The sequence below is a fragment of the Streptomyces sp. NBC_00691 genome, from assembly GCF_036226665.1.
Classification (GTDB): Bacteria; Actinomycetota; Actinomycetes; order Streptomycetales; family Streptomycetaceae; genus Streptomyces.
Genome location: NZ_CP109007.1, coordinates 4,284,008 through 4,310,686 on the forward strand (window position 1 = coordinate 4,284,008; position 26,679 = coordinate 4,310,686).

The 26,679-nt window shown below is 70.9% G+C and carries 23 protein-coding genes and 5 tRNA genes; 19 read left to right on the top strand and 9 right to left on the bottom strand.

Annotation, left to right across the window (positions count from 1 at the left end):
• The first annotated feature begins 115 nt into the window (after window positions 1-115).
• From purS to OG392_RS19380, 4 genes are all read left to right on the top strand, one after another.
• Window positions 116-361, top strand: coding sequence for a phosphoribosylformylglycinamidine synthase subunit PurS (gene purS, locus OG392_RS19365; protein ID WP_017240564.1), 246 nt, complete (start codon window positions 116-118; stop codon window positions 359-361).
• Window positions 358-1,038: a phosphoribosylformylglycinamidine synthase subunit PurQ gene (gene purQ / locus OG392_RS19370; RefSeq protein ID WP_015035033.1), complete on the top strand. Its 681-nt coding sequence runs from the start codon at window positions 358-360 to the stop codon at window positions 1,036-1,038. Before purS ends, purQ begins: the two co-directional genes overlap by 4 nt.
• Window positions 1,038-3,287: a phosphoribosylformylglycinamidine synthase subunit PurL gene (gene purL, locus OG392_RS19375; RefSeq protein WP_329281061.1), complete on the top strand. Its 2,250-nt coding sequence runs from the start codon at window positions 1,038-1,040 to the stop codon at window positions 3,285-3,287. Before purQ ends, purL begins: the two co-directional genes overlap by 1 nt.
• 102 nt (window positions 3,288-3,389) lie before the next feature.
• Window positions 3,390-3,941, top strand: a complete 552-nt coding sequence (locus tag OG392_RS19380) for an ArsR/SmtB family transcription factor (protein ID WP_329281064.1) — start codon at window positions 3,390-3,392, stop codon at window positions 3,939-3,941.
• Window positions 3,942-4,012: 71 nt separating this feature from the next.
• Here the strand turns inward: OG392_RS19380 and OG392_RS19385 are convergent, their stop codons facing one another.
• A complete protein-coding gene (locus tag OG392_RS19385) occupies window positions 4,013-4,417 on the bottom strand; it encodes a nuclear transport factor 2 family protein (protein WP_329281067.1) in 405 nt (134 codons plus the stop codon).
• Between the two features lie 78 nt (window positions 4,418-4,495).
• On the opposite strand from OG392_RS19385, the gene OG392_RS19390 reads away from it, so the two are divergent.
• From OG392_RS19390 to purM, 4 genes are all read left to right on the top strand, one after another.
• Window positions 4,496-5,287: a maleylpyruvate isomerase family mycothiol-dependent enzyme gene (locus tag OG392_RS19390; protein WP_329281069.1), complete on the top strand. Its 792-nt coding sequence runs from the start codon at window positions 4,496-4,498 to the stop codon at window positions 5,285-5,287.
• Between the two features lie 57 nt (window positions 5,288-5,344).
• The gene (locus OG392_RS19395; RefSeq protein ID WP_329281071.1) at window positions 5,345-6,262 is read left to right on the top strand and encodes an META domain-containing protein; all 918 of its coding nucleotides are present in this window, start codon (window positions 5,345-5,347) and stop codon (window positions 6,260-6,262) included.
• Between the two features lie 219 nt (window positions 6,263-6,481).
• Window positions 6,482-8,008, top strand: coding sequence for an amidophosphoribosyltransferase (gene purF / locus OG392_RS19400; RefSeq protein WP_030318264.1), 1,527 nt, complete (start codon window positions 6,482-6,484; stop codon window positions 8,006-8,008).
• Between the two features lie 57 nt (window positions 8,009-8,065).
• Window positions 8,066-9,160, top strand: coding sequence for a phosphoribosylformylglycinamidine cyclo-ligase (purM, locus tag OG392_RS19405; RefSeq protein ID WP_329281073.1), 1,095 nt, complete (start codon window positions 8,066-8,068; stop codon window positions 9,158-9,160).
• A gap of 209 nt (window positions 9,161-9,369) precedes the next feature.
• Here the strand turns inward: purM and OG392_RS19410 are convergent, their stop codons facing one another.
• Both OG392_RS19410 and OG392_RS19415 read right to left on the bottom strand, forming a co-directional pair.
• Entirely contained in the window at window positions 9,370-9,624 is a 255-nt protein-coding gene (locus OG392_RS19410; RefSeq protein ID WP_030318267.1) for a DUF3073 domain-containing protein, read from the bottom strand.
• Window positions 9,625-9,956: 332 nt separating this feature from the next.
• Window positions 9,957-11,048 (bottom strand): Leu/Phe/Val dehydrogenase, encoded by a 1,092-nt coding sequence (locus tag OG392_RS19415; RefSeq protein WP_329281075.1) that lies wholly within the window; start codon window positions 11,046-11,048, stop codon window positions 9,957-9,959.
• A 155-nt stretch (window positions 11,049-11,203) separates the two neighbouring features.
• Here OG392_RS19415 and OG392_RS19420 point away from each other — a divergent pair, with 155 nt between their 5' ends.
• Window positions 11,204-12,124, top strand: a complete 921-nt coding sequence (locus OG392_RS19420) for a hypothetical protein (protein ID WP_329281078.1) — start codon at window positions 11,204-11,206, stop codon at window positions 12,122-12,124.
• Between the two features lie 581 nt (window positions 12,125-12,705).
• Window positions 12,706-12,912: a developmental transcriptional regulator BldC gene (gene bldC / locus OG392_RS19425; RefSeq protein WP_003949541.1), complete on the top strand. Its 207-nt coding sequence runs from the start codon at window positions 12,706-12,708 to the stop codon at window positions 12,910-12,912.
• A gap of 330 nt (window positions 12,913-13,242) precedes the next feature.
• On the opposite strand, the gene OG392_RS37545 is transcribed toward bldC, so the two are convergent.
• The 3 genes from OG392_RS37545 to hrpA all read right to left on the bottom strand — a co-directional run bounded on the left by OG392_RS37545 (window position 13,243) and on the right by hrpA (window position 17,809).
• On the bottom strand, window positions 13,243-13,548 hold the full coding sequence (locus OG392_RS37545; RefSeq protein ID WP_443054816.1) for a DUF6274 family protein: 306 nt from the start codon (window positions 13,546-13,548) through the stop codon (window positions 13,243-13,245).
• Between the two features lie 127 nt (window positions 13,549-13,675).
• Window positions 13,676-13,749 (bottom strand) — tRNA-Asp (locus tag OG392_RS19430).
• A 97-nt stretch (window positions 13,750-13,846) separates the two neighbouring features.
• Window positions 13,847-17,809 (bottom strand): ATP-dependent RNA helicase HrpA, encoded by a 3,963-nt coding sequence (hrpA, locus tag OG392_RS19435; protein ID WP_329281079.1) that lies wholly within the window; start codon window positions 17,807-17,809, stop codon window positions 13,847-13,849.
• Window positions 17,810-17,972: 163 nt separating this feature from the next.
• On the opposite strand from hrpA, the gene OG392_RS19440 reads away from it, so the two are divergent.
• Genes OG392_RS19440 through OG392_RS19450 form a run of 3 tightly spaced genes read left to right on the top strand, consistent with a single transcriptional unit; the run spans window position 17,973 to window position 19,996 of the window.
• Entirely contained in the window at window positions 17,973-18,323 is a 351-nt protein-coding gene (locus OG392_RS19440; RefSeq protein ID WP_329281081.1) for a hypothetical protein, read from the top strand.
• A gap of 57 nt (window positions 18,324-18,380) precedes the next feature.
• Window positions 18,381-19,157: a DsbA family protein gene (locus OG392_RS19445; RefSeq protein WP_329281083.1), complete on the top strand. Its 777-nt coding sequence runs from the start codon at window positions 18,381-18,383 to the stop codon at window positions 19,155-19,157.
• Window positions 19,154-19,996, top strand: a complete 843-nt coding sequence (locus OG392_RS19450) for a cytochrome c biogenesis CcdA family protein (RefSeq protein ID WP_329281085.1) — start codon at window positions 19,154-19,156, stop codon at window positions 19,994-19,996. The genes OG392_RS19445 and OG392_RS19450 overlap by 4 nt, the downstream gene beginning before the upstream one ends.
• Before the next feature lie 95 nt (window positions 19,997-20,091).
• On the opposite strand, the gene OG392_RS19455 is transcribed toward OG392_RS19450, so the two are convergent.
• The 3 genes from OG392_RS19455 to OG392_RS19465 form a co-directional block, all read right to left on the bottom strand.
• Window positions 20,092-20,165 (bottom strand) — tRNA-Phe (locus OG392_RS19455).
• 22 nt (window positions 20,166-20,187) lie between these two features.
• A tRNA-Asp gene (locus tag OG392_RS19460) sits at window positions 20,188-20,261 on the bottom strand.
• Between the two features lie 40 nt (window positions 20,262-20,301).
• Window positions 20,302-20,374: transfer RNA gene (locus OG392_RS19465), tRNA-Glu, on the bottom strand.
• A gap of 104 nt (window positions 20,375-20,478) precedes the next feature.
• Between OG392_RS19465 and OG392_RS19470 the strand changes: the two genes are divergently transcribed.
• The 6 genes from OG392_RS19470 (at window position 20,479) to OG392_RS19495 (ending at window position 26,648) form a co-directional block, all read left to right on the top strand.
• On the top strand, window positions 20,479-20,829 hold the full coding sequence (locus tag OG392_RS19470) for a metallopeptidase family protein (RefSeq protein ID WP_187622110.1): 351 nt from the start codon (window positions 20,479-20,481) through the stop codon (window positions 20,827-20,829).
• Window positions 20,830-21,080: 251 nt separating this feature from the next.
• Window positions 21,081-21,626 carry a hypothetical protein gene (locus OG392_RS19475; protein ID WP_329281088.1) on the top strand — a complete coding sequence of 182 codons (546 nt, stop codon included), beginning with the start codon at window positions 21,081-21,083 and terminating at the stop codon, window positions 21,624-21,626.
• 197 nt (window positions 21,627-21,823) lie between these two features.
• On the top strand, window positions 21,824-24,145 hold the full coding sequence (locus tag OG392_RS19480; RefSeq protein ID WP_329281091.1) for a DEAD/DEAH box helicase: 2,322 nt from the start codon (window positions 21,824-21,826) through the stop codon (window positions 24,143-24,145).
• A 267-nt stretch (window positions 24,146-24,412) separates the two neighbouring features.
• Window positions 24,413-24,485 (top strand) — tRNA-Lys (locus OG392_RS19485).
• Window positions 24,486-24,660: 175 nt separating this feature from the next.
• Window positions 24,661-26,052: a diacylglycerol/lipid kinase family protein gene (locus OG392_RS19490; RefSeq protein WP_329287362.1), complete on the top strand. Its 1,392-nt coding sequence runs from the start codon at window positions 24,661-24,663 to the stop codon at window positions 26,050-26,052.
• Window positions 26,049-26,648 carry a phosphatase PAP2 family protein gene (locus tag OG392_RS19495; RefSeq protein ID WP_329281094.1) on the top strand — a complete coding sequence of 200 codons (600 nt, stop codon included), beginning with the start codon at window positions 26,049-26,051 and terminating at the stop codon, window positions 26,646-26,648. Before OG392_RS19490 ends, OG392_RS19495 begins: the two co-directional genes overlap by 4 nt.
• Window positions 26,649-26,679: the final 31 nt, after the last annotated feature.

Sequence of the window (26,679 nt, forward strand, 5' to 3'; positions counted from 1 at the left end):
GTGGAGTGGCGTCGCGGCCTGGCTTTTGTAGGATCCTTCAGATCTCTACCCGCGTAGAATTTGGAGACAGGTACGCTGAGGGAACCGCCCACGCAACACACCACCGGGAGTGCCAGTGGCACGCGTCGTAGTCGACGTCATGCTCAAGCCGGAGATCCTCGACCCTCAGGGGCAGGCGGTGCAGCGTGCACTGCCCCGCCTGGGATTCGCCGGAATCGCCGATGTCCGTCAGGGGAAGCGTTTCGAGCTGGAGGTGGAGGGACCGGTCGACGACGCCGCCCTCGCCCGCATCCATGAGATGGCCGAAACCTTCCTTGCCAACACTGTGATCGAAGACTTCATCGTGAAGGTGGAGTCGTGACCGCACGCATCGGCGTCGTCACGTTCCCCGGAACGCTCGACGACCAGGACGCGCTGCGTGCCGCCCGCCTCGCGGGCGCCGAACCCGTATCGCTCTGGCACCGCGACAAGGACCTCAAGCAGGTCGACGCCGTGGTCCTGGCCGGCGGTTTCTCCTACGGCGACTATCTGCGGGCCGGAGCCATCTCCCGCTTCTCGCCGGTGATGGAGACGATCATCGAGCAGGCGAAGGCGGGCATGCCCGTCCTCGGTATCTGCAACGGCTTCCAGATCCTCACCGAGGCGCATCTGCTGCCGGGCGCGATGCTGCGCAACAACCACCTCCACTTCATCTGCCGCGACCAGAAGCTGCGGGTGGAGAACGCGGAGACCGCCTGGACCTCGGACTACACCGAGGGCCAGGAGATCGAGGTCCCGCTCAAGAACATGGACGGCCGGTACGTCGCCGACGAGCGGGTGCTCGACGAGCTGGAGGCCGAGGGGCGGGTCGCCTTCCGCTACCTGGACATGAACCCCAACGGCTCGCTGCGTGACATCGCGGGCATCACCAACGCCGCGGGCAACGTGGTCGGCCTCATGCCGCACCCCGAGCACGCCGTCGAGCCGCTCGTCGGCACCGGCAAGACGGACGGCCTCGGTTTCTTCACCTCGATCCTCAAGAAGCTGGTCAACGCCTGATGAGCCTCGACACCGTCAAGCACGCGAGCGAGACGCCGGACAGCGAGCAGCCCTGGAAGGAGCTCGGCCTCAAGGAGGACGAGTACGCGCGCATCCGCGAGATCCTGGGCCGCCGTCCCACCGGCGCCGAGCTCGCCATGTACTCCGTCATGTGGTCCGAGCACTGCTCCTACAAGAGCAGCAAGGTCCACCTGAAGCAGTTCGGCGAGAAGGTCCCCGAGAACGACGCCATGCTCGTCGGCATCGGTGAGAACGCCGGCGTCGTCGACGTCGGCCAGGGGTACGCGGTCACCTTCAAGGTCGAGTCGCACAACCACCCCTCGTACATCGAGCCCTACCAGGGCGCGGCCACCGGCATCGGCGGCATCGTCCGCGACATCCTCGCCATGGGCGCCCGCCCGGTCGCGGTCGTCGACCCGCTGCGCTTCGGCGCGGCCGACCACCCCGACACCAAGCGCGTGCTGCCCGGTGTCGTCGCCGGCATCGGCGGCTACGGCAACTGCCTCGGCCTGCCGAACATCGGTGGCGAGGTCGTCTTCGACGAGTGCTACCAGGGCAACCCCCTGGTCAACGCCGGCTGCATCGGCGTGATGAAGCACGAGGACATCCACCTCGCCAAGGCCTCGGGCCCCGGCAACAAGGTGATCCTGTACGGCGCCCGCACCGGCGGCGACGGCATCGGCGGCGTCTCGGTCCTCGCGTCCGAGACCTTCGACGACACCAAGCCGACCAAGCGTCCGGCGGTCCAGGTCGGCGACCCCTTCCAGGAGAAGCTCCTCATCGAGTGCACCCTGGAGATCTTCAAGGAGAAGCTGGTCGCGGGCATCCAGGACCTCGGCGGCGCCGGGCTCTCCTGCGCCACGTCCGAGCTGGCCTCCGCCGGTTCCGGCGGCATGCGCGTCGAGCTCGACCGGGTCCACCTGCGCGACGCGACGCTCTCGCCCGAGGAAATCCTCATGAGCGAGTCGCAGGAGCGCATGTGCGCGATCGTCGAGCCCGCGCACGTCGACCGCTTCCTGGAGATCTGCGAGAAGTGGGACGTCATCGCGGTCGTCATCGGTGAGGTGACCGAGGGCGAGCGTCTGGAGATCTTCTGGCACGGCGAGCAGATCGTCGACGTGCCGCCGCGTTCCGTCGCCCACGAGGGCCCGACCTACCACCGGCCGTTCGCGCGTCCGGAGTGGCAGGACGCGCTGCAGGCCGACGACGCCGGCAAGCTGCCCCGGCCGCAGACGGGCGAGGAGCTGAAGGACCAGGTCCTGAAGCTGGTCTCCTCCCCGAACCAGGCGTCGAAGTCCTGGATCACGGACCAGTACGACCGGTTCGTGCAGGGCAACACGGTCCTGGCGCAGCCCGAGGACGCGGGCATGGTCCGTATCGACGAGGAGACCAACCTCGGCGTGGCCATGGCGACCGACGGCAACGGCCGGTACGCCAAGCTCGACCCGTACACGGGTGCGCAGCTCGCGCTGGCGGAGGCGTACCGCAACGTCGCCGCCTCCGGTGCCAAGCCGCTGGCGATCTCGGACTGCCTGAACTTCGGTTCGCCCGAGGACCCGGCCGTGATGTGGCAGTTCGCCGAGGCCACCCGTGGTCTCGCGGACGGCTGCCTCCAGCTCGGCACCCCGGTGACCGGCGGCAACGTCTCGCTCTACAACCAGACCGGTGAGGTCGCGATCCACCCGACGCCGGTCGTGGCCGTCCTCGGTGTGATCGACGACGTCAACCGCCGTACGCCGATCGCCTTCGCGGAAGAGGGCCAGCTCCTCTACCTGCTCGGCGACACGCGTGAGGAGTTCGGCGGCTCGGCCTGGTCCGAGGTCGTCCACCAGCACCTCGGCGGTCTGCCGCCGGCCGTGGACCTCGACCGGGAGAAGCTGCTCGGCGAGATCCTGATCTCGGCCTCGCGCGACGGCATGATCGACGCCGCGCACGACCTGTCCGACGGCGGTCTCGTCCAGGCGGTCGTCGAGTCCTGCCTGCGCGGCGGGAACGGCGCGCGCCTGGTCGTCCCGGAGGGTCTGGACGCGTTCACGTTCCTCTTCAGCGAGTCGGCCGGCCGTGCGGTCGTGGCCGTCCCGCGCAGCGAGGAGCTCCGCTTCACCGACATGTGCGGTGCGCGGGGTCTTCCGGCGGCGCGGATCGGTGTCGTCGACGGCGACGCGGTCGACGTCCAGGGTGAGTTCGCGCTCTCCCTGGCGGAACTGCGCACGGCGCACGAGGCGACGATTCCGGCCCTGCTGGCCTGATACGGAGCACCGGGGAAGCCCCCGCCCGGACCGAAGGGTCCGGGCGGGGGCTTTCGCGTTTCTCCCTTGCGAGGGATTACGTAATTACGTAATCTCGACAGTATGGAGCTGGAAGAGCGGGTCGCCGCGCTGGAACGGCGTATCGCGGCCCTGGAGAGCCCGGCCGGGAGCGCGACCGAAGCCGCGGAGCGCCCCGCGCCCCAGGCCGCCGCCCTGTCCGAGGTCACCGACAGCCCCCTCTGGGCCCTCGAAAGCCTCAAGGCCCAGCTCGCGGCGGACCCGGGGGAGCGGAGCGAGGACGGCGCGGTCGTCTTCACGGGAGCGGTCACGCTGCCGACCCGGGAGCGGTACGAGTGGCAGTTCGGCGCCTTCACCGGGCAGCTGCTCGAGGAGGACTGGGCGGACACCGCCGAGTCCTTCGCCGCGCTCGGCCATCCCGTACGGCTCCGGCTGCTGCGGGAGATCCTCGGCGGCCGGCACACGGCCGCCGAGCTGGCGGAGCTGGAGGAGACCGGTACGACCGGTCAGATCTACCACCACCTGCGCCAGCTGACCGGCGCGGGCTGGCTCAGGACCGTGGGACGCGGTCGCTACGAGGTCCCGGGAGCCCGGGTCGTCCCGCTCCTGGTCGTCCTGACCGCCGCCCGCCCGTAACCGGCACCACGATCCTCAGGGGAATCCGGATGTCCTCGCGGCGAGACGTTCGAGGTGCCCCGCGACGCGGTCTACTCGGCCTGACCCCAGAAGGCGTCCGACTGGTCGATGTCCGCCACGCACTCGTCGATGTCGGAGATCTTGCCGCCGATGATCGTGAAGACGAGCGCACCCTTCATCTCGATGCCCCGGTCGCCGCGCTCGGCGTAGAAGGTGGTGGCCGCCACGGCGTGACCGCGGCCGTCGACGGAGACGCTGTCGAGCTCGACGCGCAGCTTGCCACCGGTGAGTTCGAACATCTTGCGGTACATGGCGAGGATGTTGTCCCGGCCCTTGTAGTGGCCGGAGATCTGGCTCTCGCCGGGCGAGTGGTGCGTACAGTCCGTCGTCATCATCGTGCCGACGGTCTCCATGTCTCCCTTGCTCCACGCTTCGAATCCCCGGCGGACCAGGGCGGCGTCCGAGTGCTCAGCCATCGCCGATCGACCCCTCTCGTGCGGCTGGGTGTGCTGGTGACGGACCTCCCCTTCCAGTCTCCGACTACCCTCGCCCCCATGCCACCGGCCAAGAAGCGCACCCGCCGCTATGACTCCGCCAAGACCAGGGCCGCCGTGCTCGCCCAGTTCGCCCACGTACGGGAGGCGGTCGAGGCGCTCACCGCCGAGCAGCTGGACGGTCCGACCCGGCTGGGGGAGTGGACGGTACGGGACCTGGCGGCGCACATCGCGTGGACGGTCGACGACGTCACGCAGCTCCTGGCCGCGCCGGAGCGCCCGGGGCCGGAGCGGCTCGCGCTGCTCGACTGGCCGTTCAGGACGGCCGGAGCCGCCGAGCGGATCGACGCGCACACCCGGAACGTGGACGCCTCCGATCTGCCGGGGCTCTACGCGCGCGTGGCGGCGGATTACGAGCGGGCGCTGGAAGACGCCTCCGACGAGCGCCTGGTGGTGCTGAGCTTCGGCGTGATGACCCTCGCCGACTTCCTCGTCACCCGGACCGTCGAGCTCGTCGTCCACACCGACGACCTCGTCGCCGCGACCGGCGCCGAAGTCCCGTACGACCGGCAGGCCCTCGCCGCCTGCACCCGGCTGCTCGCCGACGCCCTCGCGGCGAAGGCGCCGGGCGGGGCGGTCGAGGTGCGGATCCCGCCGTACGCGGTGGTGCAGTGCGTGGAGGGCCCCCGGCACACCCGGGGCACCCCGCCCAACGTCGTCGAGACCGATCCGCTGACCTGGATCCGCCTCGCGACCGGGCGGGCGGAGTGGGCGGCGGAACGGGAAGAGGCCCGGGTCGGCGCGAGCGGCGAGCGGGCCGACCTGGAGGACCTGCTGCCCCTGATGGGCTGAGATCCCGTACGGCGCCCCCGGGAGGAACCGACTTCCGCCCAGGACCGTCCCATCGCCATGCAGACGCCGACGCAGCGCACCCTCGCATCCGCCGCATCCGCCGCCGCCCTGGCCCTTCTCCTCGCCGCCTGCGGCACGGAGGGAGGCACCACCGGGGCGGGCTCCGGATCGGGCTCCGACACGGTCTCCCCCGATCTGCCCGTCGCGGGTACCCACTGGACGATCGGCGCCGTCACGGTCGACGGCCGGAGGTCCGCGGCCCCGGACGGCGCCCGCGTCGAGTTCGGCGCGGACGGCAGCGCCCGTGGGAACAGCGGCTGCAACACCTTCGGCGCGACCGTCGCCGTGAAGGGGGACACCCTGACGGTCTCCCCGCAGGAGATCACCGAGATGGGCTGCCCCGGGGACCGGCAGCGCTTCGAGAAGGAGCTGGTCAAGGCCTTCACCGGCCCGCTCAAGGGAAAGCAGCGGGGTGAGAGCCTCACCCTGACCTCCGCGGACGGCCGCAACGGCCTGGAGCTGAGCGCCGAGGCGGACCTCCCGCTGCGCGGCACCACGTGGAAGATCGACGGGCTGATCTCGGGGGGCACCGCGTCTTCGCTGCCCGCCGGCAGCGGCGACAAGGCCCGTCTGGTCCTCGGCGCGGACGGCCGGGTCACCGGCAACCTGGGTTGCAACAACTTCGCCGCGACCGCCCGCGTCGAGGGGAGGACGCTCACGATCGAGGGCCCGGCGGCGACCACCCGGATGATGTGCACCGGCCCGCAGATGCAGCTGGAGACCCAGCTGTACGAGCTCCTCGACGGCCCCCTCACCTACCGTCTGGACCACCGGACGCTCACCCTCACCGATGCCGGGGGCAAGGGCCTGGGGGCGAAGGCGGCGACCGGGGCGGAGACGGACGCCGCCAGGACTGGCGGAACCTCCGAAGGAGGGGACGGAACGGAGGGCCAAGAGCCCCCGGCGTCCCGGTGAACGAGCCCCTTCGGGGTGCCCTCCGTCACATCGCGACGGGACTCCCGTCCTGGTACGAGCGTCCGCTCGGCAGGGCCTCCGGGGCGGGAATCCCTTACCGCGCCTGCCTCGTAGGCCCCTCCATGCCAGAGATGATCATTTCGTGCGATCGCACGAGTGGGGCGGACCCTGCATTTCCTCAATTCGGACCAGTGGTCGAGCCCGTCTACACTCGGAAACGTGCCACGTGGTGACGGTCGACTCAATCACGACCTGCTTCCCGGCGAGAAGGGCCCCCAGGACGCTTGTGGCGTCTTCGGGGTCTGGGCTCCGGGTGAAGAGGTCGCAAAGCTCACGTACTTCGGGCTCTACGCCCTCCAGCATCGGGGCCAGGAATCCGCGGGAATCGCGGTCAGCAACGGCTCCCAGATCCTCGTCTTCAAGGACATGGGCCTCGTGTCCCAGGTCTTCGACGAGACCTCTCTCGGTTCCCTCCAAGGTCATATCGCGGTCGGTCACGCCCGCTACTCGACCACCGGGGCCTCCGTGTGGGAGAACGCGCAGCCGACGTTCAGGGCAACCGCCCACGGCTCGATCGCGCTCGGCCACAACGGCAACCTGGTGAACACGGCGCAGCTCGCCGAAATGGTCGCCGACCTGCCCAAGAAGGAAGGCCGCAGCACCCGTGTCGCGGCCACCAACGACACCGACCTGCTCACGGCGCTCCTCGCCGCCCAGGTCGACGACGAGGGCAAGCCGCTCACCATCGAGGAAGGTGCCGCCAAGGTCCTTCCCGATGTCCGGGGCGCCTTCTCCCTCGTCTTCATGGACGAGCACACGCTCTACGCGGCCCGTGACCCGCAGGGCATCCGCCCGCTGGTCCTCGGCCGTCTGGAGCGCGGCTGGGTGGTCGCCTCCGAGTCCGCCGCCCTCGACATCTGCGGTGCCAGCTACGTCCGCGAGGTCGAGCCGGGCGAGATGATCGCGATCGACGAGAACGGCATCCGTACCTCGCGATTCGCGGAAGCGAAGCCCAAGGGCTGTGTCTTCGAGTACGTGTACCTGGCTCGCCCGGACACCGACATCGCCGGCCGGAACGTGTACCTCTCCCGTGTGGAGATGGGCCGCCGCCTGGCGAAGGAGGCGCCCGTCGAGGCCGACCTGGTGATAGCGACGCCGGAGTCCGGAACCCCGGCCGCGATCGGCTACGCCGAGGCCTCGGGCATCCCGTTCGGCGCTGGCCTGGTGAAGAACGCCTATGTCGGGCGCACCTTCATCCAGCCCTCCCAGACCATCCGCCAGCTCGGCATCCGGCTGAAGCTGAACCCGCTCAAGGACGTCATCAAGGGCAAGCGCCTGGTGGTCGTCGACGACTCGATCGTCCGCGGCAACACCCAGCGCGCCCTCGTCAAGATGCTCCGCGAGGCCGGCGCGGCCGAGATCCACATCCGGATCTCCTCGCCGCCGGTGAAGTGGCCCTGCTTCTTCGGCATCGACTTCGCCACCCGCGCGGAGCTGATCGCCAACGGCATGTCGATCGAGGAGATCGGCAAGTCTCTGGGCGCGGACTCGCTCTCGTACATCTCGATCGACGGGATGATCGAGGCGACCACGATCCAGAAGCCGAACCTCTGCCGTGCCTGCTTCGACGGCGAGTACCCGATGGAGCTGCCGGACCCGGAGCTGCTCGGCAAGCAGCTCCTGGAGACCGAACTGGCCGCGGGTCCCGCGGCCACGGCGGCCTCGGACGCGCTCCGCCGTCCGTGAGCGCCGTCGCCCGTGAGACCCCGCCGCAACCGCAGTACGACACGAAAGTTCCCAGTCATGCCTGCTGAACCCTTTGAGCGTGCTCCGCACGCGGGCACCGGTGCCAGCTACGCGTCCGCGGGCGTCGACATCGAAGCGGGTGACCGCGCCGTCGAGCTCATGAAGGAGTGGGTGAAGAAGACGCAGCGCCCCGAGGTCCTCGGTGGCCTCGGCGGCTTCGCCGGCCTCTTCGACGCCTCCGCCCTCAAGCGCTACGAGCGTCCGCTGCTCGCCTCCGCCACCGACGGCGTCGGGACGAAGGTCGACATCGCCCGGCAGATGGGCGTGTACGACACGATCGGCCACGACCTGGTCGCGATGGTCATGGACGACATCGTCGTCTGCGGCGCGGAGCCGCTCTTCATGACCGATTACATCTGTGTCGGCAAGGTCCACCCGGAGCGGGTCGCCGCCATCGTCAAGGGCATCGCCGAGGGCTGTGTCCTGGCCGGCTGCGCGCTGGTCGGCGGCGAGACGGCGGAGCACCCGGGCCTTCTCGGCCCGGACGACTTCGACGTCGCCGGCGCGGGCACGGGTGTCGTGGAGCACGACCGGCTGCTCGGCGCCGATCGCATCCGTACGGGGGACGCGGTCATCGCCATGGCCTCCTCGGGTCTTCACTCCAACGGGTACTCGCTCGTCCGGCACGTGGTCTTCGACCGCGCCGGGATGACGCTCGACCAGCGGGTCGACGAGCTCGGCCGGACGCTCGGCGAGGAGCTCCTGGAGCCCACGAAGATCTACTCGCTGGACTGCCTGGCCCTCACCCGGACCACGGACGTCCACGCGTTCAGCCACATCACGGGCGGCGGTCTCGCGGCCAACCTGGCCCGGGTGATCCCGGACGGCCTGCACGCCACGGTCGACCGTTCGACCTGGGCGCCGGGCGCGATCTTCGACCTGGTCGGCAAGGCCGGTCAGGTGGAGCGCCTGGAGCTGGAGAAGACCCTGAACATGGGCGTCGGCATGATGGCGGTCGTGCCGGCCGAGTTCGTGGACGCGGCCCTGACGACGCTGGCGGACCGGGGCGTCGAGTCCTGGGTCGCGGGCGAGATCACCGAGCGCGGCGCGCACACCACGGGCGCGGAGCTGGTCGGGGACTACGCGAAGTAGTCCGGCTGTACGACACGGACGGGGCGCTCCGCCAGGGGCGCCCCGTCCGTGTCGTACGGAGCGCCCCGTGCGACGTCGCGGGCCCCGCGGCGCCCGGCCACGAGGGTCTTCGGCACCCGGACGCGGGGCCCTTCGGCACCCGGACGCGGACAGCACAGAAACCCGGCCGGGTGATCCCGGACCGGGTTTCTGCGATGCGATTCAGAAGGTCAAGCGCGACGCGGGGACGCGCTCGGACCGGACTCGTCGTCCTCGTCCTCGTCGTCCTCGTTATAGAGATCCGCGTACTGGGCGTACGGGTCGTCTTCCTCGTCGTCGTCCTCGAACGGCTCGCCATTCGGCGGCTGGTTCGAAGTCGAAGCGCCCAGCTCATTGGCCAGACGCGTCAGGTCCGTCCCGCCGCTGCTGTACTTCAGCTGGCGGGCGACCTTGGTCTGCTTGGCCTTTGCCCGGCCGCGCCCCATGGCTCGACCCCCTCGGTGACGGGGCTCGGTGGCCCCAGAGTCTTGACACGCGTTCATGATTCGGAACGGACTCTCGACAGAGAGACCGGTCCGTAGGGCTTCAACGGTACCTGTTTCCGCGGGTCTACGGTACGCCGCGCGCATCACATACCCCGGTACAGAACCATCGAGGTGCCCTTTCCTCGCTGGTCAATCGCGATTTTAACCTCTTCTCGAGGCCCGACCCGCCGAGGGGCGTGAGCGAAGTCTCCCCGCGGTCGCTCCGTGGCCCTCCCACGGACGCTCCACGGACTCCTCACGGTCACCCCGCGGCGGGCCGGTCCCCGGTACGGCTAGGCGCGTCGCGCGTCCGCCATGCGCTGCTCGGCGATCCGGTCGGACGCCGCGGCCGGCGGAATCCCATCGGCCTTCGCACGTGCGAAGATCTCGAGCGTGGTGTCGAAGATCTTCGTCGCCTTCGCCTTGCAGCGGTCGAAGTCGAAGCCGTGCAGCTCGTCGGCGACCTGGATCACGCCACCGGCGTTGACCACGTAGTCGGGCGCGTAGAGGATCCCGCGCTCGACGAGGTCCTTCTCGATGCCCGGATGGGCGAGCTGGTTGTTGGCCGCGCCGCAGACGATGCTCGCGGTGATGAACGGGACGGTCTCCTCGTTCAGGGCGCCGCCGAGCGCGCAGGGCGCGTAGATGTCGAGACCCTCGACGCGGATCAGCGCCTCGGTGTCGGTGACGACGGTGACCTGCGGGTGCTTGTCGGTGATCCGGCGCACCGACTCCTCGCGCACATCGGTGATCACGACCTCGGCGCCGTCCTCCAGGAGGTGCTCGACGAGGTAGTGGCCGACCTTGCCGACGCCCGCGACGCCGACCTTGCGGCCGCGCAGCGTCGGGTCGCCCCAGAGGGTCTGCGCGGAGGCGCGCATGCCCTGGAAGACGCCGAAGGCGGTGAGGACGGAGGAGTCGCCGGCGCCGCCGTTCTCGGGGGAGCGGCCGGTGGTCCAGCGGTTCTCGCGGGCGACGACGTCCATGTCGGCGACGTAGGTGCCGACGTCGCAGGCCGTGACGTACCGGCCGCCGAGCGAGGCGACGAAGCGCCCGTAGGCGAGGAGGAGCTCCTCGGTCTTGATCTTCTCCGGGTCGCCGATGATGACGGCCTTGCCGCCTCCGTGGTCGAGACCGGCCATGGCGTTCTTGTACGACATGCCGCGGGCCAGGTTGAGGGCGTCGGCGATCGCCGCGGCCTCGTTGGCGTACGGGTAGAAGCGGGTGCCGCCGAGGGCGGGGCCCAGGGCGGTGGAGTGGAGGGCGATGACGGCCTTGAGGCCGGTGGCGCGGTCCTGGCAGAGCACGACTTGCTCGTGGCCACCCTGCTCCGAGTGGAACAGAGTGTGCAGTACATCAGCAGGAACGCCGGTCACATCGGTCACGGTGGTGACTCCCAAGTACGAAGCGGCGGTTGCGGACCTCCCTAGGGGTGGGGGAGGACCAGTTCGGCAAGAGAGTAAGTCCTACCTGGGCGTAGATCGGCAGCAGTGCTCAGGATCACCCCCTCCCGGAGTACCTCCGTGGAAGGATTCGCGACATGTCGGTCGCCTCCTCGGTCCTCATCCCCTACGCGTCCTATCTGCGGGTGTACGAGCCACTGGCCGCGTTCCCCGAGCCGGAGCGGACCCACTGGGCCCGGTACGCCGGCCGGGCACGCACCCCGGGAGCGCAGGAGGAGCTGCGGCGCTCGCTGGCCGACCTGCTCCCGACGCCGCCGGTCCCGGTGCCGGTCCACGAGAGCGGGGAGGCCTTCGTCGCCCGTCTGGACGGGGTGGTGGTGATCTGTCCGTGGCGGACCCGGCTGCGGGGGTGGCTGGCGCTCCAGGAGCTGGCCGGCCAGTTCCCGGAGCCGGTGCTCGACGCGATGCTGCCGCCGGTGGTGCGCGTCCAGGTGGAGAGCGACTACGAGCGCTGGCTGAGCAGGAACCCGGACGCGCGTCCGTGGATCCGTACGGCGGTCTGGCAGGTGCCGCTGCGCTGGTTCGCGCTCTTCGGGGACGAGGACCGGGAGTACGAGCCGGGGGAGCGCCCGTCCGGTGCGGGCGCGGGAGGCGCGGACCCGGAAGGCGCGGGCCCGGAAGGCGCGGCCGCGGGCGGGGACGGCGCGGGGAAGGCTCCGGTGCTGCGCTACCGGACGACGATGGCGCAGGCGCGCCGCCGTCTCGCGCGGGCGCTGCGGGCCCTGCGGGAGTCGATCGACGACGGTCCGATGACGGAGGGCCTGATCGAGGTGGGGCGCTGGCTGGAGGAGTTCCATCCGCGGGCGCTCGTGGAGCTGGACTTCGGCGGTCTGGTGCACGCGGTCCCGGAGGAGTGGCTGGCGGCGGACCGGTCGGCGGCGCAGATGGCGGAGGGGATCGCGGCGCTGCGGGCCGGCGACGGCGAGCGGGCGAGCGAGGCGTACGGGCGGCTGGCGGAGCGCTGGCGGACGGTCCGGGATCTTCGCTTCGCGAATTGACATCAGTCGGGCATCTTCGTCAGGTCGGTATCGACAAGACATGTCCGACGGGTGTAAATGATCTTCAAGGGTGTCCGGATACCGCCTGCCCGGTTTTGTATGCCGGGGGTGCCGGGCCTTTCGGCACCCGCTGGGCGGGGACGTTGGTCCCGATCCGGGCCTTTGGCTCAAGCGTGACGGACAGCACGTAACGCACCCTTGCGCCCATCACCCACCCTCGTGCCAAAATAGGACAAGGAGTCCGGGGAGGGTTCCTTCCGTCCATCTATGGGCGGAACGCTCAGCATTGCACTCTATGGGGGGTCTGAGGACTCCTGATCGCTCTGTGACTGATCGTCACAGTGGCGTGACTGTCCGTTATGGCATGGTCCATCGACTTCCGCCGCTGATGAACACCTGCGAGGGCAATTCCATCGGTTTGGCCGACGTGGCTGGACGGATGGTGTAGTTGTAGTGCCGAGGACAAGCCGTTCGTCCTATAACCGACTCGGCCCGCTTCTGCCATTTCGGGCAACGCGGGTCAAGGTGCAGAATTTAGAGGAAAGAACCGAGATGGTTCGGTTCTCCCGAGGAGGCCGCTCATGACCGCTCGCACCCCTGATGCCGAGCCGCTGCTGACCCCTGCCGAGGTTGCCACGATGTTCCGCGTGGACCCGAAGACGGTGACCCGTTGGGCGAAGGCCGGGAAGCTCACGTCCATCCGCACCCTGGGTGGGCACCGCCGGTACCGCGAAGCTGAGGTTCGCGCGCTGCTGGCGGGTATTCCGCAGCAGCGCAGCGAGGCCTGAGGTCGCGCAAACACCCCGCAGTACCCCGTAACACCGGGCCTGTCCGGATCCCCCAATCCGGTCGCCCACACCTAGCTCTGCCGACGGATTCCTGCCCCAACAGGCCTTCGTCAACGATCGCGCTGGACTCCGCCGGGTCTGGCGCGATCTTCTTTTGTGCCCGCGCCACTCCTTGGAGGGTGGTGCAATTGCACATATTAAATCGGGCCGGTGTAGGGAGGGTGTAAGTGAAGCGGTTTCTGAAACTGCCTCAGTGACTCCCGTCACACTGGCGAACTCTTGCCAAAGAACAGCCTCCCACTTCGCGGAACGGCCTCAACCCGCCGTTGGTCATGGGTCGGTGGGACTTTCGTCCCCACGGGCGTCCGCCCGCCCCGCGGGCCCCTCTCCCGGCCGGCTCACGCCTTCCGGCCCGGCCGGCGCCTCCTCCGGCGTCTCCCAGGCCCCCTCCGCCGCTTCCCCGGCCCCCTCCGGCTCCTCCTCCGGCCCCTCGGGCTCCGGAAGGTCCATGGAGAGCCGCAGAAGGCGATGACAGACCACGCAATGGCGGGTGAGGTGTCCGTACCGGGACGCGGCCGCCAGATGGGCGCGCAGCAGTGCTCTCGTCTCGTGCCGTGCTGCGGACGCCGCGGCCATGCGCGACCACCTCCGGTGTGGGCCCCCGAATCCCTGATGTCCGGGGTACCGGCGGTCCCGTGGCCCCGTCAAGACACGGGAACACAAAGAAAGGCCCGCATCGCGAGATGCGGGCCTTTCGGTGAGGCGAACCTGACGGGACTTGAACCCGCGACCTCCACCTTGACAGGGTGGCGAGCTAACCAACTGCTCCACAGGTCCTTGCTTGCGGCCCCTCGTGAGCGGCTGCAAGCAAGACTGTACAGCAGGTCAGCGGTCGGGTCGAACTCACCGTCGGCCGCCGCACCGCGACGCCCGGCTACGGGGCCGCCGCGTCGATCGCCTTCACGATCCGCTTGTCCGAGATCGGGTACGCCGTGCCCAGCGCGTGCGCGAAGTAGCTCACCCGCAGCTCCTCGATCATCCAGCGGATGTCGGTGACCTCGGACGGCACCGGGCGCCCCTTGGGGAGCTGTTCGAGCAGCCAGGCGTACTCGTCCAGCATCTCCTGGACCTTCTCCGTCCGGGTGGTGTCCCGCTGGACCCCGGTCGGCATCTGCTGGAGCCGCCGGTCCACCGCCACCAGATAGCGCATCAGGTCCGGGAGCCGCTTCAGGCCCGTGCGGGTGACGAAGCCGGCCGGCATCAGCCAGGCCAGCTGGGTCTTCACATCGGTCAGGTTGTTGATCAGGGCCAGGCTGTTCGTCGACTTCAGCCGGCGCTCGCACGCCTGCCAGGCCGCCAGGATCTGCTGGACCTGGCCCACCGTCCGTACGGTCGTGTCCACCAGGTCCGCGCGGACCTTGTCGAACAGCTTCCGGAACGACTCCTCGTCCCACGCCGGACCGCCGTGCTCGGCGATCAGCTTGTCGGCCGCCGCGGTGGCGCAGTCGTCGAACAGGGCCTGGATCGAGCCGTGCGGGTTCGAGGACAGGGCCAGCTTCTGCTGGTTGGTCAGCTTGTCCGAGGCGAACTTCGCCGGGTTCACCGGGATGTTCAGCATGATCAGCTTCCGGGTGCCCCGCCACATCGCCAGCGCCTGCTCGGCCTCCGTGTCGAAGAGCCGCACGGCGACCGTCGCGCCCTCGTCCACGAGCGCCGGGTACGCCTTGACCGGCTGACCGCCCCGCTTGGTCTCGAAGACCCGCGTGAGCGTCCCGATCGTCCAGTCCGTGAGCCCCGTGCGCTCCAGGGAGGGCCCGGAGCCGTCCGGGCCCCCGGTGGCCGCCGCGGCGGCCTGCGAGAGGGCCTTGCGGGCCTTCGGGCGCAGCCGCAGGCGCAGCGTCTCCAGGTCCTTGTCCTCCGCGAGCTTCCTGCGGCGCTCGTCGACGATCCGGAACGTCACCTTGAGGTGCTCGGGCACCTTCGCCCAGTCGAAGTCGTCGGCCGTCACCGGGACGCCGACCATCCGCTGGAGCTCGCGGGCGAGCGCCCCCGCCAGCGGCTCCTGCACGGGCACGACCGCGTCGAGGAAGCGGGTCGCGAAGTTCGGCGCGGGCACGTAATGGCGGCGGATCGGCTTCGGCAGGGAGCGGATCAGCTCGGTGACGACCTCAGTGCGCAGACCCGGGATCTGCCACTCGAAACCGTCGTCCGTCACCTGGTTGAGGACCTGGAGCGGGACGTGGACGGTCACACCGTCGGCGTCCGCGCCGGGCTCGAACTGGTACGTCACCCGGAACTTCAGCGGACCCTGCCGCCAGGAGTCCGGGTAGTCGTCCTTGGTGACCCCGGCGGCCTTCTCGTTGATGAGCATCTCGCGCTCGAAGTCCAGGAACTCCGGCTCGTCGTGCCGCTTGTGCTTCCACCAGGAGTCGAAGTGGGCTCCGGACACGACGTGTTCGGGCACGCGCTTGTCGTAGAAGTCGAAGAGCGTCTCGTCGTCGACCAGGATGTCCCGGCGCCGCGCGCGGTGTTCCAGCTCCTCGACCTCGGTGAGGAGCTTGCGATTGTCCGCGAAGAACTTGTGGTGGGTGCGCCAGTCGCCCTCGACGAGCGCGTTCCTGATGAACAGGTCGCGGGAGACATCGGGGTCGATCCGGCCGTAGTTGACCTTGCGGTCGGCGATGATCGGGACGCCGTACAGCGTCACCTTCTCGAAGGCCATCACGGCCGCCTGGTCCTTCTCCCAGTGCGGCTCGCTGTACGTCTTCTTCACCAGGTGCTGCGCGAGCGGCTCGATCCACTCGGGCTCCACGCGCGCGTTGACCCGGGCCCAGAGGCGCGAGGTCTCCACCAGCTCGGCGGACATGACGAAGCGCGGGGGCTTCTTGAAGAGCGCGGAACCGGGGAAGATCGCGAACTTGGCGCTGCGGGCGCCCAGGTAGTCGTTCTTCCCGGTGCTCCTCCCGTTCTCACCCCCGGCGTCCTTCACGTCCTTCATGCCGATGTGGCTGAGGAGCCCCGCGAGGAGCGAGACGTGGACGGACTGCTCCGGCGCGTCCTCTTCGTTCACATGGATGCCCAGCTGCTTCGCGACCGTCCGCAGCTGCGCGTAGATGTCCTGCCACTCGCGGATGCGCAGGAAGTTCAGGTACTCCTGCTTGCACATCCGGCGGAAGGAGCTGGAGCCGCGCTCCTTCTGCTGCTCGCGGACGTACCGCCACAGGTTGAGGAAGGCGAGGAAGTCGCTGGTCTCGTCCTTGAACCGGGCGTGCTGCTGGTCGGCCTGCGCCTGCTTCTCCGCCGGCCGCTCGCGCGGGTCCTGGATGGAGAGGGCGGCCGCGATCACCATGACCTCGCGGACACAGCCGTTCTTGTCGGCCTCCAGGACCATCCGGGCGAGCCGCGGGTCGACGGGCAGCTGGGCGAGCTTCCGGCCCTGCTGCGTGAGCCGCTTCTTCGGGTCCTTCTCCGTGGGGTCGATCGCGCCCAGCTCATGGAGGAGCTGCACGCCGTCGCGGATGTTGCGGTGGTCCGGCGGGTCGATGAAGGGGAACTTCTCGATGTCGCCGAGACCGGCCGCGGTCATCTGGAGGATGACGGAGGCGAGGTTCGTACGGAGGATCTCGGCGTCCGTGAACTCCGGCCGGGAGACGAAGTCGTCCTCCGAGTACAGCCGGATGCAGATGCCGTCGGACGTACGGCCGCAGCGGCCCTTGCGCTGGTTGGCGCTGGCCTGGCTGACCGGCTCGATCGGCAGCCGCTGGACCTTGGTCCGGTGCGAGTAGCGGGAGATGCGGGCGGTGCCCGGATCGATCACGTACTTGATGCCGGGGACGGTCAGCGAGGTCTCGGCGACGTTCGTCGCGAGGACGATGCGGCGGCCGGAGTGCGCCTGGAAGACACGGTGCTGCTCGGCATGGCTCAGCCGGGCGTAGAGCGGGAGGACCTCGGTGTTGCGCAGCTGCCGCTTGAGCAGGGCGTCCGCGGTGTCACGGATCTCGCGCTCGCCGGAGAGGAAGACGAGGACGTCGCCGGGGCCCTCGGACTGGAGTTCGTCGACGGCCTCGCAGATCGCGGTGATCTGGTCGCGGTCGCTCTCCTCGGAATCCTCCTCGAGGAGGGGCCGGTAGCGGACCTCGACCGGGAACGTACGGCCGGAGACCTCGACGATCGGGGCTTCGCCGAAGTGGCGGGAGAAGCGCTCCGGGTCGATGGTCGCCGAGGTGATCACGACCTTGAGGTCGGGGCGCTTCGGGAGCAGCTGGGCCAGATAGCCGAGCAGGAAGTCGATGTTGAGGGACCGCTCGTGTGCCTCGTCGATGATGATCGTGTCGTAGGCGCGCAGCTCGCGGTCCGTCTGGATCTCGGCGAGCAGGATGCCGTCCGTCATCAGCTTCACGAAGGTCGCGTCGGGGTTCACCTGGTCGGTGAAGCGGACCTTCCAGCCGACGGCCTCGCCCAGCGGGGTCCGCAGCTCCTCGGCGACCCGCTCGGCGACCGTGCGGGCGGCGATCCGGCGGGGCTGGGTGTGCCCGATCATGCCCCGGACGCCCCGGCCGAGCTCCAGGCAGATCTTCGGGATCTGGGTGGTCTTTCCCGAACCCGTCTCACCGGCGACGATCACGACCTGGTGGTCGCGTATCGCCTCCAGGATCTCGTCCTTCTTCTGCGAGACGGGCAGCTGCTCGGGATACGTGATCGCGGGCACGCGGGAGGCGCGCCCGTCGACGCGCTCCTTGGCCTTGGCCGCCTCGACGGCGATCTCGTCCAGGACGGCCGCTCGGGCCTCGGGCTTGCGGATGCGGCGGGCGCCTTCGAGACGGCGGCCGAGCCGGTGGGAGTCCCGCAGCGAGACCTCGGCCAGGACGGACTGGAGGGCGGCGAAGGAAGTAGACATACGGAATCCAGGATCGCACCTGCGGCCGAGAAGCGGCGAACCGATTTACGAGCGGCGTCCGGCGACGGCTTCCGGCGAAGGGCGTCGTCCGGGCGCCGTCCGGGTGCGGGGTGGTGGAGTGCGTACTATTTCGGGCACGTCGACCGGACCGGAGAGGTTTCGTATGTTCCGCACCACCCGCGTGCCGGCGGCGTTCGCCGCGCTCGTGGGGCTGGTCCTCGGACTCCTGGTGTGCGGAGCGACGACGGTCACGCCCGCGGGGGCGGCCCCGGTCGTCCTGGGCGCCGCCGTACCCGGCTGCGACCCGGGCCACCCCGTCGACGAGGGGGCCGCCGGTCCCGTCGTCCCGCCGCGCGCGCACGCCTTCGCGGAGCTGCTGCCGGCCCTGGCGGCCGACCGCGCGCCGTGCGGGGCCCGGGAACAGGACGCGGCGGGCCGTGGCGTGTCGGCGGGTCGTGAGCCACCCGCGCGCGTACCCCTGTCTCCTGTGGAGCTCTCGGTCCTGAGGGTCTAGACGGACGGCCGTCCTCCGCCGTCCTCATCTCCCCCCTCTCCTCAGGAGCGCTTCCGCATGTCCAGGTCCAAGCCGATCGTCGTCGTCTCCGGGGTGGCCGTCGCCGCCGTCCTGCTCGGCGTCGTCTCGTACACCGCCACCCGGCCCGCGTCTCCCGGCGCCGCCGGTTCCTCCTCCGTCGCCGAGGTCTCCGCCGACCCCTCGGCCGGCGTCTACGCCGAACTGGAGGCGTACGCCCGACGCGACGCCTCCGACAAGCTCGCCCTCGGTCGCGCCGACGCGCCCGTCGTGCTGATCGAGTACGCCGACTTCAAGTGCGGCTACTGCGGGAAGTTCGCCCGGGACACCGAGCCGGTCCTGGTCCGGAAGTACGTCGACAACGGCACCCTGCGCATCGAGTGGCGGAACTTCCCGATCTTCGGCGAGGAGTCGGAGGCGGTCGCCCGCGCGTCCTGGGCGGCCGGGCAGCAGGGCCGGTTCTGGGAGTTCCACAAGGCGGCCTACGCGGAGGGCGCGAAGGAGAAGGGCTTCGGCAAGGACCGGATCGCGGCCCTGGCGGAGGAGGCGGGCGTCCCCGACGCGGCCCGGTTCGCGAAGGACAGCGAGGGGGCGGCGGCCCGCGCGGCCGTGAGCGCGGACCAGGAGCAGGGCTACTCCCTCGGCGCCACCTCGACCCCGTCCTTCCTGATCAACGGCCGGCCGATCGCCGGCGCGCAGCCGCTGGAGACGTTCACGCAGACGATCGAGGCGGCGGCGAAGGCGGCCGCGGCCAAGGGGAAGGGGAAAACGCCGGAGGCGGGTCACGGCACCGCGAAGCCGGGCGCCGGGCAGTGACCTCCGGCATCGGCTATTTCGCCGCCTTCCTCGGCGGGCTGCTCGCCCTGCTCAGCCCCTGCAGCGCCCTGCTCCTGCCGGCCTTCTTCGCGTATTCGATCGACACGCGCGCGAAGCTGGTGGCCAGGACCGGCATCCTCTACGCGGGTCTGGCGACCACCCTCGTCCCGCTCGGTGCGGCCGGCTCGTTCGCGGGCCGCCTCTTCTACGGCCACCGGGACCTGCTCGTCACCGTCGGCGGCTGGCTGATCATCGGCCTCGGTGTCCTGCAGATCCTCGGCCTGGGCTTCGCCTCCCGGCGGATCGCCGAGGCGAGCGGCCGGATCCGGCCCACCTCGGCGCTCTCCGTCTACGCCCTCGGCCTGGTCTACGGCCTCGCGGGCTTCTGCGCGGGCCCGATCCTCGGCAGCGTCCTGACGGTCGCGGCACTGAGCGGCAGCCCGGCGTACGGGGGACTGCTCCTGGCCGTGTACGCGCTCGGGATGGCCGTTCCGCTGTTCGTGCTCGCGCTGCTCTGGGAGCGGTACGAGCTGGGGCGGCGGTCCTGGCTGCGCGGCCGGCCGCTCCGGCTGGGCCCGCTCACGGTGCACTCGACGTCGCTGCTCTCGGGCCTGTTCTTCGTGGCCCTCGGGACCCTCTTCCTGGTCTTCGACGGGACGACCGCGCTGCCGGGCCTGCTGTCGGTGGACGACTCGTTCGCGGTGGAGCAGCGGGTGGCCTCGCTCGGCCGGGCGGTCCCGGACTGGGCGCTCCTCGTCGCGGTGGTGGCCGTGGTGGCACTGGTGCTCGCGCTGCGGGCGCGGCGGGGGAGCCGTTCGGGGGAACGCGAGGAGGTGTGACGGTACGGGGGGAGGCCGCCGCCTCTCCCCGTACGCGTCTCCGCGCGCCGACACACGAAGAAGGCCCCGTTCTTTCGAACGGGGCCTTCTGTTTGTGGCTGGGGCCGGGGTCGAACCGGCGACCTATCGCTTTTCAGGCGATCGCTCGTACCAACTGAGCTACCCAGCCACGAAGCTGTTTCCAGCTTCAGCGACTCTGACGGGACTTGAACCCGCGACCTCCACCTTGACAGGGTGGCGAGCTAACCAACTGCTCCACAGAGCCAAGCTTGTGCGCGATCACTAGTCTCGCACACGGTACTGCGTGCCCCCAACGGGATTCGAACCCGTGCTACCGCCTTGAAAGGGCGGCGTCCTGGGCCACTAGACGATGAGGGCTAGAGGCTCACCTGGGCGCTTCGCAGCGCGTCGGGGACGTGAGAAGCATATGGGATGGCGGGCGCTATCGCCAAAACGGTTTCCGGCGGGGGGACAATGGGCGCGTGCTGGAGATGACGCGCGAGGAGTTCGAAGAACTGGTCGCCGAGGCCCTGGACCGGATTCCGCCGGAACTGACGCGGCTGATGGACAACGTCGCGGTGTTCGTGGAGGACGAGCCCGCCCCGGACGATCCCGACCTGCTCGGGCTCTACGAGGGGACGCCGCTGACCGAGCGCGGTGAGTGGTACGCCGGTGTGCTGCCGGACCGGATCACGATCTACCGGGGGCCGACGCTGCGGATGTGCGAGTCGCGCGAGGACGTGGTCGCGGAGACCGAGATCACGGTGGTGCACGAGATCGCCCACCACTTCGGCATCGACGACGAGCGGCTGCACGCCCTGGGCTACGGCTGAGCGGACCCCCGGGCGCACGCCCGGGCCCTTTCGGGCGTGTCCCTTGCGGCGCCACGGGAGTTGGGCAGTGCGACGCGTTCCGTTCCTGCCCGTTGTGTCCCGGAGGTGCCCCCGTGCCCCATTTGCCCACCCGTGTCAGATGGGCCGCCGCCGCGCTGGCCGTCGCGGCCTGCGCCGGCCTGAGCGGCTGTATGAGTGTGAGTGACGAGGGGGCGAAGCCGACGCCCGGCGCGTCCGGGGGGAAGCGTGGCGTGGCGACCGACTCCGGCGGCGGTACGGCCGGCGGGTCTGGCGGTGACGCCGGTTCGTGGAACGGCCGGCCGGGCGCGGGCGGCCCCGACGTGACCGGCTCCGGTGCGGAGTCCCCGGTGCCGAGCGGCTCTCCCTCGGGCACGGCGAAGCCCTCTCCCGGCGCGGTGCTGCCGGTGGAGGGTCCTGGCGGCCCCGCGGGCCCGTCGAAGCCGCAGCCGACGGGCGGTCAGGACGGTCCGGGCGGCGCGGGCGGGTCCGCCGGGAACGGCAGCGGCGGCGGGAACGGCGGCGGGGCGAACGGCGGAGGCTCCGGCGGACCGGGCGGCGGGGGCACGCCCACGCCGGAGCCGACGGCGGAGCCGACTCCCGAGCCGACGCCCGAACCGACGGCGGAGCCGACTCCCGAGCCGACGCCGGAGCCGACCTCCAACCCGACCGATCCGCCGGCGCCCGGACCGGACACCCAGATGGGTGCGATGCGTGCGGCGGACGGGCCGGGAGCGACCCCGGAGCCGGTGGCGTCTCCGCAGGTCGGACCGGTGTGAGGGAGTCCGATTTGCCATAGGTGGGGGAGGGTGCGTATGGTGGTAGATCGTTTGATCCCATTGCCCGGCGCCGACACAGAAGAGCGCCGCGTGGCGCGTACTCTCCCTAGCCGTGGCTGACCGCATTGAGGCGGTCGTTTGCGAAATCACGGAGTTGACGGGCGCGTGCCGAGACTCCGGAAGGTTTCGCATTTCGCATGTCCATTTTCAGTTCTGACCACGCCGTCATGCCCGAGAACGACGAGATCGTCGACGCCGCCGAGGCTGTCGCGATCGTCGAGATCGACACCGACGACCTCGCCGAGGCCGTAGAGGCCCTCGACATCGACATCGACCTCGACGACGACTCCGCCGAGGAGCCCGCCGAGCCCACCGTCACCTTCGGAGACCTCGGTCTGCCGGACGGCGTGGTGCGCAAGCTCGCCCAGAACGGTGTCACCACCCCCTTCCCGATCCAGGCCGCGACCATCCCGGACGCCCTGGCCGGCAAGGACATCCTGGGCCGTGGCCGTACCGGCTCCGGCAAGACCCTCTCCTTCGGCCTGCCGCTCCTGGCCGGTCTCGCCGGTGGCCACACCGACAAGAAGAAGCCCCGCGGCATCATCCTCACGCCGACCCGTGAGCTCGCGATGCAGGTCGCGGACGCCCTCCAGCCCTACGGCGACGTGCTCGGCCTCAAGATGAAGGTCGTCTGCGGCGGTACCTCCATGGGCAACCAGATCTACGCCCTGGAGCGCGGTGTCGACGTCCTCGTCGCCACCCCGGGCCGTCTGCGCGACATCATCAACCGCGGCGCCTGCTCCCTCGAGAACGTGAAGATCGCGGTCCTCGACGAGGCCGACCAGATGGCCGACCTGGGCTTCCTGCCCGAGGTCACCGAGCTGCTCGACCAGATCCCCGGCGGCGGCCAGCGCATGCTCTTCTCCGCCACCATGGAGAACGAGATCGGCACCCTGGTCAAGCGCTACCTGACCGACCCCGTCACGCACGAGGTCGACAGCGCCCAGGGCAACGTCACGACCATGACCCACCACGTCCTCGTCGTGAAGCCGAAGGACAAGGCGCCGGTCACCGCCGCCATCGCCGCCCGCAAGGGCCGCACCATCATCTTCGTCCGCACCCAGCTGGGCGCGGACCGCATCGCCGAGCAGCTCCAGGACTCGGGCGTCAAGGCCGACGCCCTGCACGGCGGCATGACGCAGGGCGCCCGTACCCGCGTCCTCGAGGACTTCAAGAAGGGCTACGTCAACGCGCTCGTCGCGACCGACGTCGCCGCCCGAGGCATCCACGTCGACGGCATCGACCTCGTGCTCAACGTGGACCCGGCCGGCGACCACAAGGACTACCTGCACCGCTCGGGCCGTACCGCCCGCGCCGGCCGCTCCGGTGTCGTGGTCTCCCTGGCCCTGCCGCACCAGCGCCGCCAGATCTTCCGTCTGATGGAGGACGCGGGCGTCGACGCCTCGCGCCACATCGTCGGCGGAGCCGGCGCGTTCGACCCCGAGGTCGCCGAGATCACCGGCGCCCGTTCGCTCACCGAGGTCCAGGCCGACTCGGCGAACAACTCGGCCAAGCAGGCCGAGCGCGAGGTCGTCGACCTGACCAAGCAGCTGGAGCGCCTGCAGCGCCGCGCCGTCGAGCTCCGCGAGGAGGCCGACCGCCTGGTGGCCCGCGCCGCCCGTGAGCGTGGCGAGGACCCGGAGGCCGCTGTGGCCGAGGTGGCCGAGGCCGCCGAGGCCGAGATCGCCGCCGCCGCCGCGGAGGCCGAGCGTGCCGCTCGGGCCGAGGAGCAGCGTCGCGAGGAGCGTCCGGCCCGCGACGAGCGGGGCAACTACGAGCGCCGTGACAACCGTGGTGGCGACCGCGGTGGCTTCAACCGTGACGACCGCGGCGGCGACCGTGGTGGCTTCCGCGGCGGTGACCGTGGTGGCGACCGTGGTGGTTTCCGCCGCGACAACGACCGTCCGTCCGGTGGCTTCCGTCGTGACGACCGCCCGTCGGGTGGTTTCAACCGCGACGACCGTGGTGGCGACCGTGGTGGTTTCCGCCGCGACAACGACCGTCCGTCCGGTGGCTTCCGTCGTGACGACCGCCCGTCGGGCGGCTTCAACCGCGACGACCGCGGCGGCCGTTCCTTCGAGCGCCGTGACAACGACCGTCCGTCCGGCGGTTTCCGTCGTGACGACCGCCCGTCGGGTGGTTTCAACCGCGACGACCGCGGCGGCGACCGTGGTGGCTTCCGTCGTGACGACCGCCCCTCGGGTGGCTTCAACCGTGACGACCGCGGCGGCCGTTCCTTCGAGCGCCGTGACGACCGTCCGGCCGCCGGCCACCGTGGCAGCGACCGTCCGTTCAACCGCGACCGTCGTGACGACCGTCCGGCCGGCGGCTTCCGCCCGGGTGGCGGCGACCGCCCGTACGGCCGTCGTGACGACCACCGCGGCACCGGCTCGACCGGCTCGACCGGTGGCTCCTTCGGCCGCCGTGACGACAAGCCGCGCTGGAAGCGCAACGGCTGACCTGGCGTAACACGCTGAGCGGGGCCCGTACGACACTTCGGTGACGTACGGGCCCCGCTGCGTCGAACGGGTGGCGACGGCACCTCCGGCATCCGGGTGAAGCCCGGCGGCGGGAGGCAGGCCTCCAGGACGCTTTCTGACGAGTGCCCAGGGACCGGCTCGGGACCCGTCCCGCGCGATGTCCTGGCGACGGTCCCGAGCCGTCCGCGTATACCCGATCGGTTCGGGGGATCTCTCGGGCTATGCTGCACGGGTGTGCTTGTCCACGGGCCGTTAGCTCAATTGGCAGAGCAGCGGACTTTTAATCCGTTGGTTGTGGGTTCGAGTCCCACACGGCCTACGTGTGGCAGGCGGGGGTTTCGGTCTCCGAGCTGCCGAGACGCGCCCCGACCGGTTTCGACCGGTCGGGGCGTTTCCGTACCCGGGACGCGGCGCGCGGCACCGTGGGTGAGCCTGGTTCGTGGACGCTGAGCGTGGAGGTGGGGACCGTGACGGTGAACAGATCGGGTGATCCGATGGGCCAGGCCCGGACGCTGGCGCGGTGGGCGCTCGGCGCCGCCGCGGCGGCGGTCGTGCTGCTGCTGACGGGGCTCGGCGGCGCGGGGGTGCTGGTCCTGCTCGGCGCGCTCCTGGGGCTCGCCTGCTCGGCCGTGGGCATCTGGTGGTTCCTCGCCCATCGCGGCCCGCTGCGGGTGGCCGGCGCGCTGCTCGCCGTCGCCGCGCCGATCGCCGTCCTCGTCCTGTACGTCGTCTGGGGCCCCTGGCTGACCGCGCTCGGGGCCATCGCCTCGTGGAGCGTGTCGCTGGTCTGCGCGCGGGCCGCGCTGCGCCTCATCCGGGACGCGAACGGCGCGCCGAAGCGCCCGAGGCCGAAGCGACGGCCCCGGCCCAAGCGGCCCGTGCTGATCATGAACCCGAAGTCCGGGGGCGGGAAGGTCGCCCAGTTCGGTCTCGTCGAGCGGGCCGAGAAGCTGGGCGCGCGGGTCGTCCTCATCGACCCGTCGGTCGAGACCGATGTCGCCGCGCTCGCCCAGGAGGCCGTCGCCGACGGCGCCGACCTGCTCGGGGTGGCCGGCGGGGACGGCACCCAGGCGCTGGTCGCCGCCGTGGCCGCCGAGCACGACCTGCCGTTCCTCGTCATCTCCGCCGGAACGCGCAACCACTTCGCCCTCGACCTGGGCCTGGACCGCACCGACCCGGCGACCTGCCTGGACGCCCTCGTGGACGGCGAGGAACTCCGCGTCGACCTCGGCTCCGTGTCCGGGCGGCCGTTCGTCAACACCGTCTCCTTCGGTGTGTACGCCGATGTCGTCCAGCGCCCCGAGTACCGCGACGCGAAGGCCGGCACGGCCGTCGAGGTCCTCCCCGACCTGCTCCAGGGCGGCGGCGGCGACCGTCTCGACGCGACCGCCGACGGTCTCCGGCTCCCCGCCCAGCAGGCCCTCCTCGTCAGCAACAACCCGTACGCCGCGCCCGATCCGTTCAGCGCCGCCGCCCGGAGACCGCGCCTGGACGGCGGCGAGCTCGGGGTCATCGCCATCCGGGTCGACGGGGCCGCGCAGGCCGCCGAGATGGCCGTACTGGGCACCCAGTCGACCGGGCTGAACGTCCTGACGGCCGGTCGTGTCGAGGTGACGGGGAAGGCCGCGGCGCCCGTGCCCGTTCCCGCCTCGGCCTTCGTCCCCGCGCCGACCCGCGCCCCCGGCGCCCCCGGCACCATCGCCGTCGCGGTCGACGGTGAGGCGCTGACCCTCCCCACCCCCGTCGTCTGCACCCTGCGCCCCCGCGCCCTGCGGGTGCTCGTGCCGCGGCACCGGCCCGGCGTCATCGAGCCCCAGCCGCCTCTGGACTGGCGGCGCATCACCGAAATCGCCTTCCAGCCCACTTCGAGGAGCAGCGGTTCATGACCGGCACCACCCCCACCCCCGCCCCCGCCACGAACTCCGTCCGGGCCGTCCTCCGGGACCTCCGCGCGATCGACGGGGCCGTCTACGCCGCCGTGGCCGCCACGCCCACGCCCACCCTCGACACGGGCCTCCGCAGGCTGTCGCGCGCGGCGAACCACTCCAAGATCTCGTTCGCCGTGGCGGCCGGGCTCGCCCTGGTACCCGGGCGGCCGCGCCGCGCCGCCCTGGCCGGCGTCGGGGCCGTGGCCGTCGCCTCGGCCACGGCCAACCTGCTGGGCAAGCGGCTCGTCCGCAGGCCGCGGCCGGACCGGGAGGCGGCCCGGGTCGTGGTGGGGCGCCATGTGACGATGCCGGACTCGGCGTCGTTCCCCTCCGGGCACACCGCGTCGGCGGTGGCCTTCGCGACCGCCGTGGGGGTCGTCTTCCCGCCGGTCGCCGTGCCCCTGCAGGTCCTGGCGATGGCTGTCGGCTACTCCCGCGTCCACACCGGGGTGCACTACCCGGGCGACGTCGCCGCGGGCGCCGTCCTCGGCGTCGCGAGCGCCGCCGTCTCCCTGACGGCCGTGGCCTCCTTGGTGCCCGCCAGGGGGAAGTGACCCGGGCACCGGGAGACATCCCTCACCTCGG

What these genes read in the sequence shown, in the direction of transcription:
- purL (WP_329281061.1), top strand. Translation starts at nt 1,038, where the DNA reads ATGAGCCTCGACACCGTCAAGCACGCGAGCGAGACGCCGGACAGCGAG.
- OG392_RS19380 (WP_329281064.1), top strand. Translation starts at nt 3,390, where the DNA reads ATGGAGCTGGAAGAGCGGGTCGCCGCGCTGGAACGGCGTATCGCGGCC.
- OG392_RS19385 (WP_329281067.1), bottom strand. Translation starts at nt 4,417, where the DNA reads ATGGCTGAGCACTCGGACGCCGCCCTGGTCCGCCGGGGATTCGAAGCG.
- OG392_RS19390 (WP_329281069.1), top strand. Translation starts at nt 4,496, where the DNA reads ATGCCACCGGCCAAGAAGCGCACCCGCCGCTATGACTCCGCCAAGACC.
- OG392_RS19395 (WP_329281071.1), top strand. Translation starts at nt 5,345, where the DNA reads ATGCAGACGCCGACGCAGCGCACCCTCGCATCCGCCGCATCCGCCGCC.
- purM (WP_329281073.1), top strand. Translation starts at nt 8,066, where the DNA reads ATGCCTGCTGAACCCTTTGAGCGTGCTCCGCACGCGGGCACCGGTGCC.
- OG392_RS19410 (WP_030318267.1), bottom strand. Translation starts at nt 9,624, where the DNA reads ATGGGGCGCGGCCGGGCAAAGGCCAAGCAGACCAAGGTCGCCCGCCAG.
- OG392_RS19420 (WP_329281078.1), top strand. Translation starts at nt 11,204, where the DNA reads ATGTCGGTCGCCTCCTCGGTCCTCATCCCCTACGCGTCCTATCTGCGG.
- bldC (WP_003949541.1), top strand. Translation starts at nt 12,706, where the DNA reads ATGACCGCTCGCACCCCTGATGCCGAGCCGCTGCTGACCCCTGCCGAG.
- OG392_RS37545 (WP_443054816.1), bottom strand. Translation starts at nt 13,548, where the DNA reads ATGGCCGCGGCGTCCGCAGCACGGCACGAGACGAGAGCACTGCTGCGC.
- hrpA (WP_329281079.1), bottom strand. Translation starts at nt 17,809, where the DNA reads ATGTCTACTTCCTTCGCCGCCCTCCAGTCCGTCCTGGCCGAGGTCTCG.
- OG392_RS19440 (WP_329281081.1), top strand. Translation starts at nt 17,973, where the DNA reads ATGTTCCGCACCACCCGCGTGCCGGCGGCGTTCGCCGCGCTCGTGGGG.
- OG392_RS19445 (WP_329281083.1), top strand. Translation starts at nt 18,381, where the DNA reads ATGTCCAGGTCCAAGCCGATCGTCGTCGTCTCCGGGGTGGCCGTCGCC.
- OG392_RS19480 (WP_329281091.1), top strand. Translation starts at nt 21,824, where the DNA reads ATGTCCATTTTCAGTTCTGACCACGCCGTCATGCCCGAGAACGACGAG.
- OG392_RS19490 (WP_329287362.1), top strand. Translation starts at nt 24,661, where the DNA reads ATGGGCCAGGCCCGGACGCTGGCGCGGTGGGCGCTCGGCGCCGCCGCG.
- OG392_RS19495 (WP_329281094.1), top strand. Translation starts at nt 26,049, where the DNA reads ATGACCGGCACCACCCCCACCCCCGCCCCCGCCACGAACTCCGTCCGG.